Source organism: Actinokineospora bangkokensis (assembly GCF_001940455.1).
GTDB classification, from domain to species: domain Bacteria; phylum Actinomycetota; class Actinomycetes; order Mycobacteriales; family Pseudonocardiaceae; genus Actinokineospora; species Actinokineospora bangkokensis.
The window spans coordinates 372,984-392,797 of record NZ_MKQR01000026.1 but is presented as its reverse complement, the minus strand read 5'-3'; the positions used below and the strand labels follow the sequence as shown (position 1 = coordinate 392,797).

The following is a 19,814-nucleotide window of genomic DNA, read 5'->3' as shown; positions in this document are numbered from 1 at the left end:
ATGGCCATCGCCGACTCGGCGAAGCGGGTCGCCCGCAAGGCCTACGACGGGCCGGTGCGCACGCTCGACGACCTGGGCGACCAGATGTCGTTCTACGTGCGCGCCATCCTGTGGATCCCGCGCGCGCTGCGCCGCTACACCCGCGAGGTGATGCGGCTGCTGGCCGAGGTGAGCTTCGGCTCCGGCGCGCTGGCGGTCATCGGCGGCACGGTCGGGGTGATGGTCGGGCTGACGGTGTTCACCGGCGTCGTGGTCGGCATCCAGGGCTACTCGGCGCTGGAGCAGATCGGCACCGCGGCGTTCTCCGGGTTCACCTCCGCCTACATCAACACCCGCGAGATCGCGCCGCTGATCGCCGGGCTGGCGCTGTCGGCGACGGTGGGGTCGGGCTTCACCGCGCAGCTGGGCGCGATGCGCATCTCCGAGGAGATCGACGCGCTGGAGGTCATGGCCGTCCCCAGCCTGCCGTTCCTGGTGACCACGCGGATCATCGCCGGGTTCATCGCGGTCATCCCGCTCTACATCATCGGGCTGCTGACCTCGTACCTGGCGTCCCGATCGATCGTGGTCTACGCCTACGGGCAGTCCTCGGGCACCTACGACCACTACTTCAACCTTTTCCTGCCACCGGGTGACGTGTTCTGGTCGTTCGGCAAGGTGCTGATCTTCGCCGTGATCATCATCCTGTCGCACTGCTACTACGGCTACACCGCCAGCGGCGGCCCGGCGGGGGTCGGGGTGGCCGTGGGCCGCGCGGTGCGCACCACGATCGTCACCGTCGCGATCGTCAACTTCTTCATCGGCTTCGCCATCTGGGGCACGACCACGACGGTGAGGATCGCCGGATGAGCCTCGGGAAAGTCATTCGCAGGCGGCTCGCCGGGCTGTCGTTCATCGTCGTGGTGGCGGCGCTGGTGGCGCTGAGCATCGCGATGTACAACAAGGCGTTCACCACCGTGGCCTCGGTGTCGCTGACCACCGACGAGGTGGGCAACCAGCTCGCGGTGCACTCCGACGTCAAGGTGCGCGGGCTCATCGTCGGGGAGGTCCGGGGCATCACCCCGACCGCGAACGGCGCCGAGCTGGACCTGGCGATCGAGCCGGACAAGATCGACATCATCCCGGCCAACGTCTCCGCCCGGTTCCTGCCCAAGACCCTGTTCGGCGAGCGGTACGTCGCCCTGCAGATCCCCGACGACCCCGCGCCGGAACCGCTCAGGGCGGGCGACACCATCCCGCAGGACACCTCGGTGCGCGCGGTCGAGCTCCAGCAGGCGTTCGACAGCCTGCTCCCGGTGCTCCAGGCGGTGCAGCCGGAGAAGCTGTCGAGCACGCTGACCGCCATCTCCACCGCGCTCAAGGGCCGCGGCGACCAGCTCGGGCAGACCCTGTCCGACCTGGGCTCGCTGGTCGGTGAGCTCAACCCGCACCTGCCGCAGCTGCGCGCGGACCTGGCCCAGCTGGCCACGGTCGCGGACACCTACGCCGACGCCGCGCCCGACCTGGTGCAGGCGCTGTCGGACCTCACGGTCACCTCGCAGACGATCGCCGACCAGCGCGCCGAGCTGGCGACGCTGTTCGCCACGACCACCACCGCCTCGCGCGACCTGGAGACCTTCCTCCGGATCAACCAGGACAACATCATCCAGCTGGCCGACAAGTCCCGGCCGACGCTGGAGACCCTGGCCCGCTACGCCCCCGAGTACCCCTGCCTGCTCAAGCTCATGGCCGAGAACGTCGACCTGCTCGACAAGGCCTTCGGCAAGGGCACGAACCAGCCCGGCCTGCACGCCACCATCGAGGTCACGGTGAACCGGGGCAAGTACGAGCCCGGCGTGGACACCCCGCGCTACGACGACGACCGCGGCCCCCGCTGCTACGACCTGACCCCCCGGCCGGACCCGTTCCCGCAGAACCCGCCGGACGGCAAGATCCAGGACGGCAGCGCGGCCAAGCCCGCCGCGCGCAGCCAGGCGGACGGCCTCGACCCCAGCGTGGGTGTGATCACCACCCCGCAGTCGGCCGCCGCCACCACCACCCCCGCCGCCGACAGCCTGCCCAACTCCCCGGGTGAGCGGGAGTTCCTGGGCCAGCTGCTCTCCGGGCAGCTGGGCGTGCCCGCGGGCCAGGTCCCGGACTGGTCGTCGCTGCTGGTCGGACCGCTGTACCGGGGCGCGGAGGTGAGCGTGCAGTGAGGAGCCTCGTCGCACCGCTGGTCAAGCTGGCCGTCTTCATGGTGGTCACCGTCGGCGCCACCGCCGTGCTCGCGCTGAGCATCGCCAACGTCGACCTGTCCGACACCGACACCTACAGCGCCCGGTTCACCGACGCCACGCAGCTGCTGCCCGGCGACGACGTGCGCATCGCGGGCGTGCGGGTCGGTCAGGTGGAGAAGGTCGAGATCGCCGACCGCAAGCAGGCCCAGGTCAGCTTCTCGGTGGCCTCGGGCCGCACGCTGCCCGCCTCGGTGACCGCGACCATCAAGTTCCGCAACCTCGTCGGCCAGCGCTACATCAGCCTCGCCCAGGGGGCGGGCGGCGACACCAACGCCGTGCTGGAGCCCGGCGGCACCATCCCGGTCGAGCAGACCAAGCCCGCCCTGGACCTGACCCAGCTGTTCAACGGCTTCAAGCCGCTGTTCCAGGCGCTGTCCCCCGACGACGTCAACAAGCTGTCCTACGAGGTCATCCAGGTCCTGCAGGGCGAGGGCGGCACCGTGCAGAACCTGCTCGCCCACACCGCGTCGCTGACCACCACCATCGCCAACAAGGACCAGGTGATCGGGCAGGTCATCGACAACCTCAACGGCGTGCTGACCACCGTCAACGCCCGCGGCGACCAGCTCGGCCAGCTGGTGGCGCAGGTGCAGCAGCTGGTCAGCGGCCTGGCCCAGGACCGCAAACCCATCGGCGACGCCATCGAGTCCCTGGGCGGGCTGGCCACCACGACCACCGGCCTGCTCACCGAGGCCCGCCAGCCGCTGCGCGACGACATCGCCGCCCTGGGCGGGCTGGTGGACAACCTCAACGCCAACGAGCCCACCGTGGAGCGGTTCATCCAGTTCCTGCCGGAGAAGACCGCGACGCTGAGCCGCACGGTCGGCTACGGGTCCTGGTTCAACTTCTTCCTGTGCTCGGCCACCGGCCAGGTGGGCGTGCCGGGGCTCGTCGAGCAGCCGATCAGCCTCCCGCTGCTGCCCGCGAACCAGCCGAGGTGCGTGACCGCATGAGCCCGATGAAGCCCTTCCGCTCGCGCAACCCGATCCCGATCGGGCTGGTCAGCGTCCTGACCATCGGCCTGGTGATGGTCGCCGCGGTCTACTCCGACGACCTGCCGGTGATCGGCGGCGGCACCACCTACAGCGCCGCGTTCTCCGAGGCCGCGGGCATCCAGCCCGACGACGAGGTGCGCATCGCGGGGATCAAGGTGGGCAAGGTCGAGTCCGTCGAACTCGACCACGCCGACGTGGTGGTCAACTTCAAGGTCAAGGACGCCTGGCTGGGCGACCGCACCCGGGCCGACATCAAGATCAAGACCCTGCTCGGGCAGAAGTTCCTGTCCCTGGAGCCCGACGGGCAGGCCGTGCTGGACCCGGGCACCCGCATCCCGCGGGCGCGCACCACCGCCCCCTACGACGTGCTGGAGGCCTTCCGCGGCCTGGCCGAGACCACCAACGAGATCAACACGACCCAGCTCGCGCAGAGCTTCGAGGTGATCTCGCAGACCTTCGCCGACACCCCGGCCGACGTCCGCGGCGCGCTCACCGGCCTGCAATCGCTCTCGCGCACGATCTCCTCGCGCGACCAGCAGCTGGCGAGCCTGCTCGACGGCACCCGGCAGATCACCCGGACGCTGGCGGACCGGGACGCCGAGATCACCAAGCTCCTCCAGGACGGCAACCTGCTGCTGGCCGAGCTCGACGCCCGCAAGCGGGCCATCGACGCGCTGCTCACCGGCACCCAGTCGCTGTCGCGGGAGCTGCTCGGGCTGGTCTCGGACAACCAGGGGCAGCTCGGGCCGGTGCTGACCAAGCTCGACCAGCTCACCGCCATGCTCCAGCGCAACCAGACCTCGCTGGCCGAGGGCATCGCCAAGTTCGCGCCGTTCGTCCGCCAGTTCACCAACGTCATCGGCAACGGGCGCTGGTTCGACTCCTACATCTGCGGCCTGCTGCCCCCGGCGCTGGGCCCGCTCAACAGCAAGGGCTGCCTGGGGGACGCCGGATGAGCACCTTCGCCAGCAAGTTCCGCCGGGACCTGTCCCGGACCGTCGTCATCGCCTGCGTGCTGGGCCTGGTGGTGGCCGCCGCCCTGTGGTGGCTGCTGCGCGAGCCGAACGAGAAGCGCTACACCGCGATGTTCACCGGCGTCGTCGGCCTCTACGAGGACAACGACGTGCGGGTGCTCGGGGTCAAGGTCGGGCACGTCGACAAGATCACCCCGCGCGGCGACCTGGTCGAGGTGCAGGTGCTCGTCGACCGCTCGGTCGAGGTCCCCGCCGACGCCCAGGCGCTGATCGTGGCGCCGTCGCTGGTCTCCGACCGCTACGTCCAGCTCGTCCCCGCCTACACCGGCGGCGCGGTCATGGCCACCGGCGCGGTGATCCCCAACGAGCGCACCGGCACCCCGCTGGAGGTCGACGACCTCTACGCCAGCCTCACCCGGGTCGCCCAGACCCTCGGCCCGAACGGGGCCAACAAGAACGGCGCCCTGTCCGACCTGCTTAACACCGCGGCGAAGAACCTCGACGGCAACGGCCAGCTGATCAACGACACGGTCAGCCAGCTCGGGCAGCTCTCCAGCACGCTGTCGGGCAACTCCGACGACCTGTTCGCCACCATCACCAACCTGCAGGAGTTCACCTCCAACCTGGCCGCCAGCGACGACCAGGTGAACCGCTTCCAGCAGCAGTTGGCCCAGGTGACGACCTTCCTGGCCTCGGAGAAGGGCAACATCTCCGCCTCGGTGGACCAGCTCGGGCAGGCGCTCGGCGCCGTGCAGCAGTTCATCAACGACAACCGCGGGCGCATCCGCTCCAACGTCGGCAAGCTCGCCTCGGTGACCCAGGTGCTCACCGACCAGCGCGCCGCCCTCGCCGAGTCGCTGGACATCGCCCCGCTGGCCCTGAGCAACGTGCTCAACAGCTACAACGCCGCCTCCGGCACCCTGGACGCGCGGGCCAACATCAACGAGCTGACCCAGCCGGTGATCGTGACCCTGTGCAACCTGGTCAAGCAGGGCACCCCGCAGAACCTGCCCAGCACCCTCGGGGACGTGTGCACCCAGCTCGCGCCGATCGTCAACGGGCTGGTCCCGCTGCCCACCCCGGCGCAGGTGCTGGAGTCGCTGCGCAGCGGCAAGCTGCCCACCCTGCCCCTGCCGCTGGCGGGGCAGGCGTTCGGCGCCTCGACGGGGGGCAACTGATGGTGCGCGCGAAGACCACCCTGGCCGCCGTCCTCGCGGCCGCGGCCACCGCCGTCAGCGGCTGCGGGTTCACCGGCATCTACGACCTGCCGCTGCCCGGCGGCGCCGACCTCGGGCCCAGCCCGGTCAAGGTCAAGGCCGACTTCCGCGACGTGCTCGACCTGGTGCCGCAGTCCGCGGTCAAGGTCAACGAGGTCTCGGTCGGCCGGGTCGACTCCATCGACCTGGCCCCCGACGGCTGGACCGCCGAGGTGACCATGCTGGTGCGCGCCGACGTGCGGCTGCCCGCCAACGCCTTCGCCAACGTCCGCCAGTCCAGCCTGCTGGGGGAGAAGTACATCGAGCTGAGCCCGCCCCCGCGCGGTGCCCAGGCCGAGGGCGAGCTGGCCGACGGCGCGCTCATCCCGCTGGCGCGCACCAACCGCAACACCGAGGTCGAGGAGGTCCTGGGCGCGCTGTCGCTGCTGCTCAACGGCGGCGGCGTCGAGCAGCTGCAGAGCATCACCCAGGAGCTCAACAAGGCCACCGAGGGCCGCGAGACCGACGTGCGGGCGCTGCTGGAAAACGTCGACGCCATGGTCACCACCCTCGACGCGGGCAAGGACGACATCACCCGCGCCCTCGACGGGGTCAACCGGCTGTCGATGACCCTCAACGCCCAGAAGGAGCAGCTGGCGGGCGCCATCGACAACCTCGGGCCCGGCCTGCGGGTGCTCACCGAGCAGCGCACCCAGCTGGTCACGATGCTCCAGAGCCTCCAGTCGCTGTCCGGGGTCGCCATCGACACGGTGAACAAGAGCCAGGCGGACCTGGTCGCCGACCTCAAGGCGCTCACCCCCACGCTGCAGAAGCTCGGGGAGGCGGGCAACAACCTGCCCAAGTCGCTGGAGCTGCTGCTCACCTTCCCGTTCACCGACTCGGCGCTGGCCGGGGTGAAGGGCGACTACTTCAACCTCTACGCCGACATCGACCTCGACCTCGGCAACATCGTCGCGAACCTGGGCCGGTCCCGGCAGAACCCGCTCGCGGGCCTGATCCCCGGCCTGGAGGGCATCACCGGCGGCACCACGGCCCCCACCGCGGGCGGCACGGCGGCGCCGACCACCGCGGGCACCGGCGCCGCGCCCACCGGCGGCACCGCGGCCCCGCCCGCGACCACCGCGCCGGGGCTGCTGCCCGGCGCCACCACGTCCACCGGGCAGGGTGGCGGGCAGCGCTCCGGCGGCCTGCCCAGCCTGTTCGACGTCCTGACCGGGGGCGGTGCCTGATGCTGACGAAGACGGTCCGCCTGCAGCTCGTCGCGTTCGTCGTGATCGCCGTGGTCGCGGTGGTCTACGCGCTGTTCCGGTTCACCGACATCGGCAGGGTGTTCGGCGCCAACGGCTACCGGGTGACCCTCCAGCTGGTCGACTCCGGCGGCATCTTCACCAACGCCGAGGTCACCTACCGCGGCGTCAACGTCGGCCGGGTGGGCGAGATCCACCTGACCAGGCAGGGCATGGACGTCGACCTCAACATCGACCCCGAGGCCCCGGCGATCCCCGCCGACCTCGACGCCGTGGTCGCCAACCGGTCGGCGGTCGGTGAGCAGTTCGTCGACCTGCGCCCCCGCCACGACGGCGGCGCGGTGCTCCAGGAGGGGACGGTGATCCCCGCCGACCGCGCCAAGACCCCGGTCAGCACCGACACCGTCCTGCGCGACCTGGACGCCCTGGCCACCTCGGTGCCCACCGACTCGCTGCGCACCGTCGTCGACGAGCTGGACCGGGCGTTCACCGGCACCGGCCCGGACCTGCAGGTGCTGCTCGACACCGCCAGCGAGTTCACCCAGGCGGCCAAGGACAACCTGCCGCAGACGATCAAGCTGATCCAGGACGGCCAGGTCGTGCTGGACACCCAGGCCGCCAACTCCGGCGACATCACGTCCTTCGCCGACTCGCTGGCCCAGGTCACCGCCCAGCTCAAGGCCTCGGACCCGCAGCTGCGCACGCTCATCGCCACCACGCCCGCCGCCGCCCAGGCCGTCACCGACCTGCTGCGCGAGTCGGGCCAGGGCCTGGGCGTGGTCACCGCGAACCTGCTGACCACGGCCAACATCTTCTCCACCCGCAACAACGGCATCGAGCTGGCGCTGGTCGTCTACCCGGCGCTGGCCGCGGGCACCAAGTCCGTGGTCCCCGGCGACGGCACCGCCCACCTCGGGCTGGCGCTGAACCTGTTCGACCCGCCGCCGTGCACCAAGGGCTACGAGGGCACCGAGCGCCGCGCGGGCGACGAGCTGACCCCCATCCCGGAGAACGACAAGGCCTACTGCGCCGAGCCGCTGGGCAGCCCGATCAACGTCCGCGGTGCGCAGAACGCCCCGTTCGGCGGCACCCCCGAGGTGCCCACCCAGGGCGACATCGACGCCAACCGGGACCGCTCGGCCGAGCAGCTGGCGGCGATGGCCGCGCTGCAGGGCCAGGCCGCCCCGCAGGCGGCGGGCAACCCGCTGACCAGCATCGCGGGCCTGCTCGGGATCGGCTGAGCCCGCCAGGACGACCCCGGGCTTGTTACCGGCGAGTCAAACACGGCCCTCACCGGCCACCCTCTACCCTGGAGCGCCATGAGCGGTAAGGACGAGCGCCCCGACGCCGACGACCAGGTCGACACCCCGGCCGGGGACGCGGGCAGCGACGGCGCCGCGACGGCCGCCGACGAGGCGCCCACCGCCGACCACGCCGGTGCCGACGACCCGGACGGTGCCGACGACCAGACTGACGACGGTGCCGACGCTGAGGCGGACGACGCGGACCCGGCTCCCGCGCGCAAGCCGAACTGGCTGGTGCTGGGGGCCGCCGCGCTGGCGGTGGTGACGACCGCGGCCGCGGTGTGGTTCGGCATCTCCTGGATCAGCGCCGCCAACGACGACGACCTCGCCCTCGACCGCACCCGCGACGAGGTCTCCCGGGTGGCCGAGGCCGCCGTGGTCACCCTCAACACCCTCGACTACCGCGACCCCGACAAGAGCCTGGACCAGTGGGAGGCCGCCGTCACCGGCGACCTCTACAACGACATCCACAACGGCCGCAAGGGCGCCGACGCCAAGATCGCCGAGGGCAGGACCTCCACCTCGGCGAAGGTGCTCAAGCTGGCCGTGACCTCGCTCAACGACCACGAGGGCACCGCCCAGGTCATGACCGCGGTCTCCTGGACCAAGGCCGTGGACGGCAAGGCGCCGGAGTCGGAGTACCGGCGCTACCAGGCCAGCCTGCTGCGCACGGACACCGGGTGGAAGGTCAACGGCATCGCCCAGGTGCCCTACAACCCGGGCACCTGACCCCGCCGCACCCCGCACCACCCCGCGTAGCCCGCCGAGAGGACCCGCTGTGACCACCCCGCCGCGCCGCCGCCCGAGCCTCCCCACCGGGCAGCCCCTCCGCCGCACCGGTCGCGCCGCGGGCCTGCGCAGGCCCGGCACCCCCGCCGACGCGGGCACCCCGCAGGACACCGGCGTCGGGCAGGACACCGACGAGCGGGCGGGCACCGCGCCGGTCGAGCAGGCGCCGTCCGCACCTGCCCCGGCCGACGACCGCGCTGACCTGGTGCGCGACGGCGTGGTGGGCACCAGCACCGACCAGGACGAGGACACCGCCGAGCAGGAGGCCGCCGAGGCCGCTGCTGAGCAGGATGCCGCCGACCGACGCGCCCGCGAGGTGGAGCAGGCCGCCGCCGCGGCCGCCGCGAAGACCACCAAGACCAGCAAGACCACCGGGTCCAAGGCCCCCACCACCGACGACGCCGACGCGGAGGACGCGGAGGACTCGGTCGACGCGGACGACGAGGTCGCGGCGCCCGCCGCCGCGCCCAAGCCCAGGCCGCGGCCCGCCGCGCGCAGGCCAGCGGGCAAGCGCCGCTCCACCGGCACCCTGGTCGGCGACGAGCCGCGCGGGGGCCGCAGGCGCCCGGCGGCCCGCCCGGCCCCCGCCACCCGCACCGCCCCCGCCCGCCCCGGCCTCAACCTGGCGATCGTGCTGGCCGTGGTCGCCCTGATCACCGCGGGCCTGGCGTTCTGGTTCAAGGTCAAGGCCGACGCGCTGACCACCGGCGCCGACACCGACAACTCCGCGATCACCGACGTGGCGTCCACCGAGCAGGTGAAGAACCAGGTGCGCACCGCCATCGAGAAGGTGTTCACCTACGACTACACCAACCTCGCCGCCACCCAGGAGGCGGTGAAGGCCAACCTGGACCAGGCCGCGCTGTGCGACTACAACGCGATCTTCGGCCAGGTCCAGCAGGCCGCCCCGGCCCAGCAGCTCAAGCTGACCTCGCAGGTGCGCGACGTCGGCGTGGTCTCGCTGCGCGGGTCCGACGCGGAGCTGCTGGTGTTCGTCGACCAGACCGTCGTCCGCGGCGCCACCGTCGGCCAGGCCCAGGCGGGCACCTCCGCGGGCGGGGCGCAGCTGGCCGTCCGGGCGCACCTCGACGGCGGTGTCTGGAAGATCACTGCCTTCGACACCCTGGGCCAGTCCGGGGCCGCCCAGCAGCAGGCCGCAGGCTGCTGACCAGTCCGGATCCGGGCGGTGTTTGCCCTGGTCAGACCGTGTGCGGTGAGTAGCGGCACACTGGTGCAAAAGTGGTGTTGATGGCGTGGCATCTTGACTCCCGGACCGGTCCAGGTCACCCTGTTACCCAGCAGGACGGAGCTGGGAGAACCGTGGTGAGCAGCGGGCCTCGACAGTCGCCCCTTTAGTGGCTAGACTGCCCCTTTGCGCTGCCCACTTTCCGCACGCCCTTTGCCGAGAGCTAGGATGTTGGGCACCACGGCACCCTTGACAGCCACGCTGACTGTTGCTAGCGCGGCTGTCAACCGCTCATAGTCCTGGAAGGACGCATCTTGGCAGTCTCCCGCGCGACCAAGGCCACTGCTGCGACCAACTCCACCCCGTCGAACTCGGGCATCCCGGGCGCCCCCCGCAGGGTCTCGTTCGCGAAGATCCGCGAGCCCCTGGGCACGCCCAACCTGCTGGACCTGCAGATCCAGTCGTTCGAGTGGTTCACCGGCAACGAGGCGTGGTTCCAGCGCCGCGTCGACGCCGGCGAAGACGACCCGGTCGGCGGCCTGGAAGAGGTCCTCAACGAGATCTCCCCGATCGAGGACTTCTCCGGCTCCATGTCGCTGTCCTTCTCCGACCCGCGCTTCGACGAGGTCAAGGCCTCGGTCGAGGAGTGCAAGGACAAGGACATGACCTACGCGGCGCCGCTGTTCGTCACCGCGGAGTTCACCAACAACACCACCGGCGAGATCAAGAGCCAGACGGTGTTCATGGGCGACTTCCCGGTCATGACCAACAAGGGCACGTTCATCATCAACGGCACCGAGCGCGTCGTGGTCTCGCAGCTGGTGCGGTCGCCGGGCGTGTACTTCGACACCTCGATCGACAAGACGACCGACAAGGACGTCTTCTCGGTCCGCATCATCCCCAGCCGCGGCGCGTGGCTGGAGTTCGACGTCGACAAGCGCGACACCGTGGGCGTGCGCATCGACCGCAAGCGCCGCCAGCCGGTGACCGTGCTGCTCAAGGCCCTGGGCTGGACCACCGAGGCGATCCGGGAGCGCTTCTCGTTCTCCGAGACGCTGCTGGCCACCCTGGAGAAGGACCACACGGCGGGCACCGACGAGGCGCTGCTGGACATCTACCGCAAGCTGCGCCCGGGCGAGCCGCCGACGAAGGAGTCCGCGCAGACCCTGCTGGAGAACCTGTTCTTCAAGGACAAGCGCTACGACCTGGCCAAGGTCGGCCGCTACAAGGCCAACAAGAAGCTCGGCCTGCAGCTGCCCACCAACACCGGGGTCCTCACCGAGGACGACATCGTCACCACCATCGAGTACCTGGTCCGCCTGCACGCGGGCGAGACCCAGATGACCGTGGGCACCGGTGACGACGCCGTGGTCGTGCCGGTCGAGGTCGACGACATCGACCACTTCGGCAACCGGCGCCTGCGCACCGTCGGCGAGCTGATCCAGAACCAGATCCGCGTCGGCCTCTCCCGCATGGAGCGCGTCGTCCGCGAGCGGATGACCACCCAGGACGTCGAGGCGATCACCCCGCAGACCCTGATCAACATCCGCCCGGTGGTGGCGGCGATCAAGGAGTTCTTCGGCACCTCGCAGCTGTCGCAGTTCATGGACCAGACCAACCCGATCGCGGGCCTGACCCACAAGCGCCGCCTCTCGGCGCTGGGCCCCGGCGGCCTGTCCCGCGAGCGGGCGGGCATGGAGGTCCGCGACGTCCACCACTCGCACTACGGCCGCATGTGCCCGATCGAGACCCCCGAGGGCCCGAACATCGGCCTGATCGGGTCGCTGTCGAGCTACGCGCGGGTCAACCCGTTCGGCTTCATCGAGACCCCGTACCGCAAGGTCATCGAGGGCCAGGTCACCGACCAGATCGACTACCTGACCGCGGACGAGGAGGACCGGCACGTCATCGCCCAGGCGAACGCGCCGCTCGACGACCAGGGCCACTTCGCCGAGGACCGCGTGCTGGTCCGCAAGAAGGGCGGCGACGTCGAGTTCATCGAGCCCTTCGACGTCGACTACATGGACGTCTCGCCGCGGCAGATGGTCTCGGTCGCGACCGCGATGATCCCGTTCCTGGAGCACGACGCGGCCAACCGCGCGCTGATGGGCGCGAACATGCAGCGCCAGGCCGTGCCGCTGCTGCGCTCGGAGTCCCCGCTGGTGGGCACCGGGATGGAGCTGCGCGCCGCGGTCGACGGCGGCGACCTGGTCACCGCCTCCAAGGCCGGTGTCATCGAGGAGCTGTCCGCGGACTTCATCACCGTGATGGCCGACGACGGCACCCGCCAGACCTACGCGCTGCACAAGTTCCGCCGCTCCAACCAGGGCACCTGCATCAACCAGAAGCCGATCGTCTCCGAGGGCGACCGGGTCGAGGTCGGGCAGGTCATCGCGGACGGGCCGTGCATCGAGGACGGCGAGATGGCCCTGGGCAAGAACCTGCTCGTGGCGATCATGCCGTGGGAGGGCCACAACTACGAGGACGCGATCATCCTGTCGCAGCGCCTCGTGCAGGACGACGTGCTCACCTCGATCCACATCGACGAGCACGAGATCGACGCGCGCGACACGAAGCTGGGCGCCGAGGAGATCACCCGGGACATCCCGAACGTCTCCGAGGAGGTGCTGGCCGACCTCGACGAGCGCGGCATCATCCGGATCGGCGCCGAGGTCGGCGCGGGCGACATCCTGGTCGGCAAGGTCACGCCCAAGGGCGAGACCGAGCTGACCCCGGAGGAGCGGCTGCTGCGCGCGATCTTCGGCGAGAAGGCCCGCGAGGTCCGCGACACCTCGCTGAAGGTGCCGCACGGCGAGACCGGCAAGGTCATCGGCATCCGGGTGTTCTCCCGCGAGGACGAGGACGAGCTGCCCCCGGGCGTCAACGAGCTGGTCCGGGTCTACGTGGCGCAGAAGCGCAAGATCCAGGACGGTGACAAGCTCGCGGGCCGCCACGGCAACAAGGGCGTCATCGGCAAGATCCTCCCCGTGGAGGACATGCCGTTCCTGCCCGACGGCACCCCGATCGACATCATCCTCAACACCCACGGCGTGCCCCGCCGGATGAACATCGGCCAGATCCTGGAGAGCCACCTCGGGTGGATCGCCAAGCAGGGCTGGCAGATCGAGGGCAAGCCGGAGTGGGCGCAGCTGCTGCCCGAGGACCTCTACGACGTCGAGCCCGACACCAACACCGCCACCCCGGTGTTCGACGGCGTGCGCGAGAACGAGCTGACCGGTCTGCTGGGCTCCACCCGGCCCAACCGCGACGGCGAGCGCATGGTCGGCGAGGACGGCAAGGCGCAGCTGTTCGACGGGCGCTCCGGCGAGCCGTTCCCGTACCCGGTGTCGGTCGGCTACATGTACATCCTCAAGCTGCTGCACCTGGTCGACGACAAGATCCACGCCCGCTCGACCGGCCCGTACTCGATGATCACCCAGCAGCCGCTCGGCGGCAAGGCCCAGTTCGGCGGCCAGCGCTTCGGTGAGATGGAGTGCTGGGCGATGCAGGCCTACGGCGCGGCCTACACGCTGCAGGAGCTGCTGACGATCAAGTCCGACGACGTCCTGGGCCGGGTCAAGGTCTACGAGGCGATCGTCAAGGGCGAGAACATCCCCGAGCCGGGCATCCCGGAGTCGTTCAAGGTGCTCCTCAAGGAGCTCCAGTCGCTGTGCCTGAACGTGGAGGTCCTCTCCAGCGACGGTGCCGCGATCGAGATGCGCGACGGGGACGACGAGGACCTGGAGCGCGCCGCCGCGAACCTGGGCATCAACCTCTCCCGCAACGAGTCGCCCTCCGTGGACGACGTCGTCAACTGACCTCGCCGCCGGGGGGCGGGCACACCGCCCCCCGGCCCGCTGGCCCTCTTATCTGAGCTGTAACCAAGAAGGGGAGAAGACCAGACGTGCTGGACGTCAACTTCTTCGACGAGCTCCGCATCGGTCTCGCGACCGCCGACGACATCCGCCAGTGGTCCTACGGCGAGGTCAAGAAGCCGGAAACCATCAACTACCGCACGCTCAAGCCCGAGAAGGACGGCCTCTTCTGCGAGAAGATCTTCGGCCCCACCCGGGACTGGGAGTGCTACTGCGGCAAGTACAAGCGCGTCCGCTTCAAGGGCATCATCTGTGAGCGCTGCGGCGTCGAGGTGACCCGCGCCAAGGTGCGCCGCGAGCGGATGGGCCACATCGAGCTGGCCGCCCCGGTCACCCACATCTGGTACTTCAAGGGCGTGCCCTCGCGCCTGGGCTACCTGCTCGACCTGGCCCCGAAGGACCTCGAGAAGATCATCTACTTCGCGGCCTACGTGATCACCTCGGTGAACACCGAGCTGCGCCACAACGATCTGCCGACCCTGGAGTCGGAGATGGGCGTCGAGCGCAAGCAGGTCGAGAACAAGCGCGACGCCGACATCGAGGCCCGCGCGCAGAAGCTGGAGTCCGACCTGGCCCAGCTGGAGGCCGAGGGCGCCAAGTCCGACGTGCGCCGCAAGGTCAAGGAGGGCGGCGAGCGGGAGATGCGCCAGCTCCGCGACCGCGCCCAGCGCGAGCTGGACCGCCTCGACGAGATCTGGACCACCTTCACCAAGCTCGACGTCAAGCAGCTCATCGCCGATGAGATGCTCTACCGCGAGCTGGTCGACCGCTACGGCGACTACTTCACCGGCTCCATGGGCGCGGAGGCCATCCAGACCCTCGCCCGCGACTTCGACGTCGACGCCGAGGCCGCCAACCTGCGCGAGACCATCCGCTCGGGCAAGGGCCAGAAGAAGCTGCGCGCGCTCAAGCGGCTCAAGGTCGTGGCCGCCTTCCAGGCGACCCGCAACTCCCCGATGGGCATGGTCCTGGACTGCGTCCCGGTCATCCCGCCGGACCTGCGCCCGATGGTGCAGCTCGACGGTGGCCGCTTCGCCACCTCCGACCTCAACGACCTGTACCGCCGCGTGATCAACCGCAACAACCGGTTGAAGCGGCTGATCGACCTCGGCGCGCCCGAGATCATCGTCAACAACGAGAAGCGGATGCTGCAGGAGGCCGTCGACGCGCTGTTCGACAACGGCCGCCGCGGCCGTCCGGTCACCGGCCCGGGCAACCGGCCGCTGAAGTCGCTGTCCGACCTGCTCAAGGGCAAGCAGGGCCGGTTCCGCCAGAACCTGCTCGGCAAGCGCGTCGACTACTCCGGCCGCTCGGTCATCGTCGTCGGCCCGCAGCTCAAGCTGCACCAGTGCGGCCTGCCCAAGGCGATGGCGCTGGAGCTGTTCAAGCCGTTCGTGATGAAGCGCCTGGTGGACCTCAACCACGCGCAGAACATCAAGTCGGCCAAGCGCATGGTCGAGCGCGCCCGCCCGGCGGTGTGGGACGTGCTGGAGGAGGTCATCACCGAGCACCCGGTGATGCTCAACCGCGCGCCCACCCTGCACCGGCTGGGCATCCAGGCCTTCGAGCCGCAGCTGGTCGAGGGCAAGGCCATCCAGCTGCACCCGCTGGTCTGCGAGGCGTTCAACGCCGACTTCGACGGCGACCAGATGGCGGTCCACCTGCCGCTGTCGGCCGAGGCCCAGGCTGAGGCGCGCATCCTGATGCTGTCGTCGAACAACATCCTGTCCCCGGCGTCGGGCCGCCCGCTGGCCATGCCCCGCCTGGACATGGTGACCGGCCTGTACCACCTGACCCGGCCGCGGTCGGGCTGCAAGGGCGAGGGCCTGGCGTTCTCGTCCCCGGCCGAGGCCATCATGGCCTTCGACCGCGGCGTGATCGACCTGCAGTCCGAGGTCAAGATCCGCATCACCGACCGCAACCCGGGCCCGGGCATGGCGCCCGAGGACTGGGTGCCGGGCACCCCGTGGCTGGCCGCCACCACCCTGGGCCGGGTCATCTTCAACGACCTGCTCCCGGCGGACTACCCGTTCCTCAACGAGCCGATGCCCAAGAAGCGGCAGGCCGCGATCGTCAACGACCTCGCCGAGCGGTACCCGATGGTCACCGTGGCGCGGACGATGGACAAGCTCAAGGACGCGGGCTTCCACTGGGCCACCCGCTCGGGTGTCACCGTCGCCATCTCCGACGTCGTCGTGCCGCCCGCCAAGAAGGGCATCCTCGACGAGTACGAGAAGAAGGCCGACATCGTCGAGAAGCGCTACCAGCGCGGTCAGCTCTCCGCCCAGGAGCGCAACAACGAGCTGGTGAAGGTGTGGTCGAACGCGACCGAGGACGTCGCCAAGGCCATGGAGGACTACTTCCCCGACGAGAACCCGATCCCGACCATCGTCAAGTCGGGCGCGGCGGGCAACATGACCCAGATCCGCCAGCTGGCGGGCATGAACGGCCTGGTGACGAACCCGCGCGGCGAGTTCATCCCCCGGCCGATCAAGGCGAACTTCCGCGAGGGCCTGTCCGTGGTCGAGTACTTCATCGCCACGCACGGCGCCCGCAAGGGCCTCGCCGACACCGCGCTGCGCACCGCCGACTCGGGCTACCTGACCCGGCGCCTGGTGGACGTCTCGCAGGACGTCATCGTCCGCGAGGTCGACTGCGGCACCACCCGCGGCATCGTGATGCCGCTGGGCCAGGCCGGGCCGGACGGGCGGGTCACCCGCGACCAGCACGTCGAGACCAGCGTCTACGCCCGCTGCGTCTCCGACGACGTGCTCGACGGCGAGGGCAACGTCCTGCTCAACCGGGCCGACGACCTCGGCGACCCGGCCATCGAGAAGCTGGTCGGCTCGGGCATCACCCAGGTCAAGGTGCGCTCGGTGCTGACCTGCGAGGCCGCGGTCGGCGTCTGCGCCACCTGCTACGGCCGCTCGATGGCCACCGGCCAGCTGGTCGACATCGGTGAGGCGGTCGGCATCGTCGCCGCCCAGTCCATCGGTGAGCCGGGCACCCAGCTGACCATGCGCACGTTCCAGCAGGGCGGTGTCGTCAACGACGACATCACCACCGGTCTGCCCCGCGTGCAGGAGCTCTTCGAGGCCCGCGTCCCCAAGGGCAAGGCGCCGATCGCCGACGTCGACGGCCGGGTGCGGATCGAGGACGGCGACCGCTTCTGGAAGATCACCCTGATCCCGGACGACGGGTCGGAGGAGATCATCTTCGAGAAGCTGTCCAAGCGGCAGCGGCTGGCCAACACCCCCGACGGCCCGCTGGCCGACGGCGACCACGTCAAGGTCGGCCAGCAGCTGCTGGAGGGCACCAGGGACCCGCACGAGGTGCTGCGCGTGATGGGCCCCCGCGAGGCCCAGCTGCACCTGGTCGAGGAGGTCCAGAAGGTCTACCGCGCCCAGGGCGTGTCGATCCACGACAAGCACATCGAGGTCATCGTCCGGCAGATGCTGCGCCGGGTCACGATCCTCGACAGCGGCGCCGCGGAGTTCCTGCCGGGCGCGCTCATCGAGCGCGCGCAGTTCGAGGCGGAGAACCGCCGCGTGGTGGCCTCCGGCGGCGAGCCCGCCTCCGGCCGCCCGGTGCTCATGGGCATCACCAAGGCCTCGCTGGCCACCGACTCGTGGCTGTCGGCGGCGTCGTTCCAGGAGACCACCCGCGTGCTCACCGACGCGGCCATCAACGGCCGCTCGGACAAGCTGGTGGGCCTCAAGGAGAACGTGATCATCGGCAAGCTGATCCCGGCCGGTACCGGCATCAACAAGTACCGGAACATCCAGGTGCAGCCCACCGAGGAGGCCAGGGTCGCCGCCTACGCCATCCCGAGCTACGACGACGGGTACTACACCCCCGACGTGTTCGGCACCGGCACCGGCGCGGCCGTCCCGCTGGACGACTACGACTTCGGTCGCGACTACCGCTGATCTGCTCGGTAGCGAGGAAAGCCCCCCGGCACGCTGTGCCGGGGGGCTTTCCCTTTGCCGGGGGAAACGACGTCCGGAGCAGCGGAGAACTGGACCGACGGGGTGTTCACACGGCCCAGGAGAGGCCCCGCACGCCACTGGTGTGCGGGGCCTTCCCGTGTGCGAAGCCGTGAACGAAAACCTTTGCGCATTACCCGATCCCCGTGCGGCGGAGCACAATGCGAAGTCCGTGACCTCCTCCGGCGTAGGCGAGACAAATTCGGATTGCCCGCGTCCCGAATAGCTGCGGGCCACGTCGCCGGTTCTCCACGGGCTTTCGGAGAAGGGGTGCAATGGGAGTGCCGCGCATTCGGCGGGCACCCGTTCAGGGCAACCTCCACCCACCCCCTATTCGGTCCGTGAATCGTTGACCGGCCGGTGGCGCGCCGCCAGGATCCGGGGTGTCTCCCCTTCCCAACGGAGGTGCTCTGTGAAGCGACTCGCCAAGCTCCTGGCGGTCCTGCCCCTGCTCGCCGCCACCGTCCTGACGACCATCACCCTCAGCGCCGCGCCCGCGTCCGCGGCGTCCTGCTACGGCTTCTCCCGCACCCTGTCCCAGGGCGCCTCCGGGGAGGACGTCCGCCAGCTCCAGATCCGCGTCTCCGGCTACCCCGGCTACGGCGCCGTGCTGGCGATCGACGGCCAGTTCGGGGCGGGCACCAAGGCCGCCGTCACCCGCTTCCAGCAGGCCTACGGCCTCGCCGCGGACGGCGTCGCGGGTGCGGCCACCTTCAGCAAGCTGTCGTCGCTGGAGGACTCCGACTGCACCCCGGTGAACTTCAGCTACGCCGAGCTCAACCGGTGCAACGGCGACTGGTCCGGCGGTGCGGTGTCCGCGGCCACGGCGAAGTCGAACGCGCTGGTGACGATGTGGAAGCTCCAGGCCATGCGGCACGCCCTGGGCGACCGGCCGATCGTGGTCAACGGCGGCTTCCGCAGCGTGGCGTGCAACAACGCCGTCGGCGGTGCCGCGGGCAGCCGCCACCTCTACGGCGACGCCGCTGACCTGGGCGCGGGCACGATCGGCTTCTGCAAGCTGGCCCAGCAGGCGCGCAACCACGGCTTCAACGAGATCCTCGGCCCCGGCTACCCCGACCACAACGACCACACCCACGTGGCCAACCGCTCCGGCCGGTTCTGGTCGGCGCCCAGCTGCGGGATCTGACACCCCGTCCCGCGCCCCTGCACACGACCCCCGCCGGTGGGAATACCCCGGCGGGGGTTTGTGTTGCACGACACGGCGACACCACCTGGGACGCGGGCGCCGGGGCCGCGCGGCGGGTGTAGGGGGACCCCGTTTTGACCCCCCGGATCGCGGCGAGGTATCTTTGCTACTCGTGCCCGACCCATGTCGGGTCGGTCCGTGTGCCTGTGCCGCGCGGTCGGAGCGCAGGCGGGGAGTTCACCTCCACGCCCGCGGTCGGACTCCTGCCAGTCACGCCGGAGTTCCTCCCGAACACCGCAGGGGTGGTGCGATACCCCCCGGGCGCTTCGGGGCCGGGCGACACGCCCGACCTCGGGGGACGGGCGGAGCAGCAGGAACCGCAAGTACACAGTGCCTTCGGCGGCCGGCAGGGCCGTCGGGAGTGAGATAGAGAAAGCCGGTCTATGCCCACGATCCAGCAGCTGGTCCGCAAGGGCCGCCAGGACAAGGTCGCCAAGCAGAAGACTGCGGCTCTCAAGGGGAGCCCGCAGCGTCGAGGCGTGTGCACCCGCGTGTACACCACGACCCCGAAGAAGCCGAACTCCGCGCTCCGCAAGGTCGCCCGCGTGCGCCTGACCAGCGGCATCGAGGTCACGGCCTACATCCCCGGTGAGGGTCACAACCTGCAGGAGCACTCGATGGTGCTCGTCCGCGGTGGCCGAGTGAAGGACCTCCCGGGTGTCCGCTACAAGATCATCCGGGGTTCGCTGGACACGCAGGGCGTGAAGAACCGCAAGCAGGCGCGCAGCCACTACGGCGCGAAGAAGGAGAAGAGCTGA

13 protein-coding genes are annotated in these 19,814 nt (G+C 70.4%); all 13 read left to right on the top strand.

Translation table 11 applies throughout. From position 1 onward, the window contains the following. The 13 genes from BJP25_RS24435 to rpsL all read left to right on the top strand — a co-directional run bounded on the left by BJP25_RS24435 (position 1) and on the right by rpsL (position 19,814). Positions 1-849 carry an MlaE family ABC transporter permease gene (locus tag BJP25_RS24435; RefSeq protein WP_075977327.1) on the top strand — a complete coding sequence of 283 codons (849 nt, stop codon included), beginning with the start codon at positions 1-3 and terminating at the stop codon, positions 847-849. After that, on the top strand, positions 846-2,195 hold the full coding sequence (locus tag BJP25_RS24430) for an MCE family protein (RefSeq protein ID WP_075977326.1): 1,350 nt from the start codon (positions 846-848) through the stop codon (positions 2,193-2,195). The genes BJP25_RS24435 and BJP25_RS24430 overlap by 4 nt, the downstream gene beginning before the upstream one ends. Further along, a complete protein-coding gene (locus tag BJP25_RS24425; RefSeq protein ID WP_075977325.1) occupies positions 2,192-3,229 on the top strand; it encodes an MCE family protein in 1,038 nt (345 codons plus the stop codon). The genes BJP25_RS24430 and BJP25_RS24425 overlap by 4 nt, the downstream gene beginning before the upstream one ends. A gap of 5 nt (positions 3,230-3,234) precedes the next feature. Then, on the top strand, positions 3,235-4,227 hold the full coding sequence (locus BJP25_RS24420) for an MCE family protein (RefSeq protein WP_075977324.1): 993 nt from the start codon (positions 3,235-3,237) through the stop codon (positions 4,225-4,227). Beyond that, positions 4,224-5,423: an MCE family protein gene (locus BJP25_RS24415; RefSeq protein ID WP_075977323.1), complete on the top strand. Its 1,200-nt coding sequence runs from the start codon at positions 4,224-4,226 to the stop codon at positions 5,421-5,423. The genes BJP25_RS24420 and BJP25_RS24415 overlap by 4 nt, the downstream gene beginning before the upstream one ends. Beyond that, entirely contained in the window at positions 5,423-6,691 is a 1,269-nt protein-coding gene (locus tag BJP25_RS24410) for an MCE family protein (RefSeq protein ID WP_075977322.1), read from the top strand. The genes BJP25_RS24415 and BJP25_RS24410 overlap by 1 nt, the downstream gene beginning before the upstream one ends. Then, a complete protein-coding gene (locus BJP25_RS24405) occupies positions 6,691-7,950 on the top strand; it encodes an MCE family protein (protein WP_075977321.1) in 1,260 nt (419 codons plus the stop codon). Before BJP25_RS24410 ends, BJP25_RS24405 begins: the two co-directional genes overlap by 1 nt. A gap of 78 nt (positions 7,951-8,028) precedes the next feature. Continuing rightward, positions 8,029-8,742 carry a hypothetical protein gene (locus tag BJP25_RS24400; protein WP_084794449.1) on the top strand — a complete coding sequence of 238 codons (714 nt, stop codon included), beginning with the start codon at positions 8,029-8,031 and terminating at the stop codon, positions 8,740-8,742. 49 nt (positions 8,743-8,791) lie between these two features. Next, positions 8,792-9,970, top strand: coding sequence for a hypothetical protein (locus BJP25_RS24395; protein WP_075977320.1), 1,179 nt, complete (start codon positions 8,792-8,794; stop codon positions 9,968-9,970). A 332-nt stretch (positions 9,971-10,302) separates the two neighbouring features. Beyond that, entirely contained in the window at positions 10,303-13,806 is a 3,504-nt protein-coding gene (gene rpoB, locus BJP25_RS24390) for a DNA-directed RNA polymerase subunit beta (RefSeq protein WP_075977319.1), read from the top strand. Between the two features lie 86 nt (positions 13,807-13,892). Beyond that, positions 13,893-17,792, top strand: coding sequence for a DNA-directed RNA polymerase subunit beta' (locus BJP25_RS24385; protein ID WP_075977318.1), 3,900 nt, complete (start codon positions 13,893-13,895; stop codon positions 17,790-17,792). Positions 17,793-18,315: 523 nt separating this feature from the next. Next, the gene (locus BJP25_RS24380) at positions 18,316-18,996 is read left to right on the top strand and encodes a D-Ala-D-Ala carboxypeptidase family metallohydrolase (protein ID WP_408607216.1); all 681 of its coding nucleotides are present in this window, start codon (positions 18,316-18,318) and stop codon (positions 18,994-18,996) included. A gap of 443 nt (positions 18,997-19,439) precedes the next feature. Beyond that, a complete protein-coding gene (gene rpsL / locus BJP25_RS24375; protein WP_075977316.1) occupies positions 19,440-19,814 on the top strand; it encodes a 30S ribosomal protein S12 in 375 nt (124 codons plus the stop codon).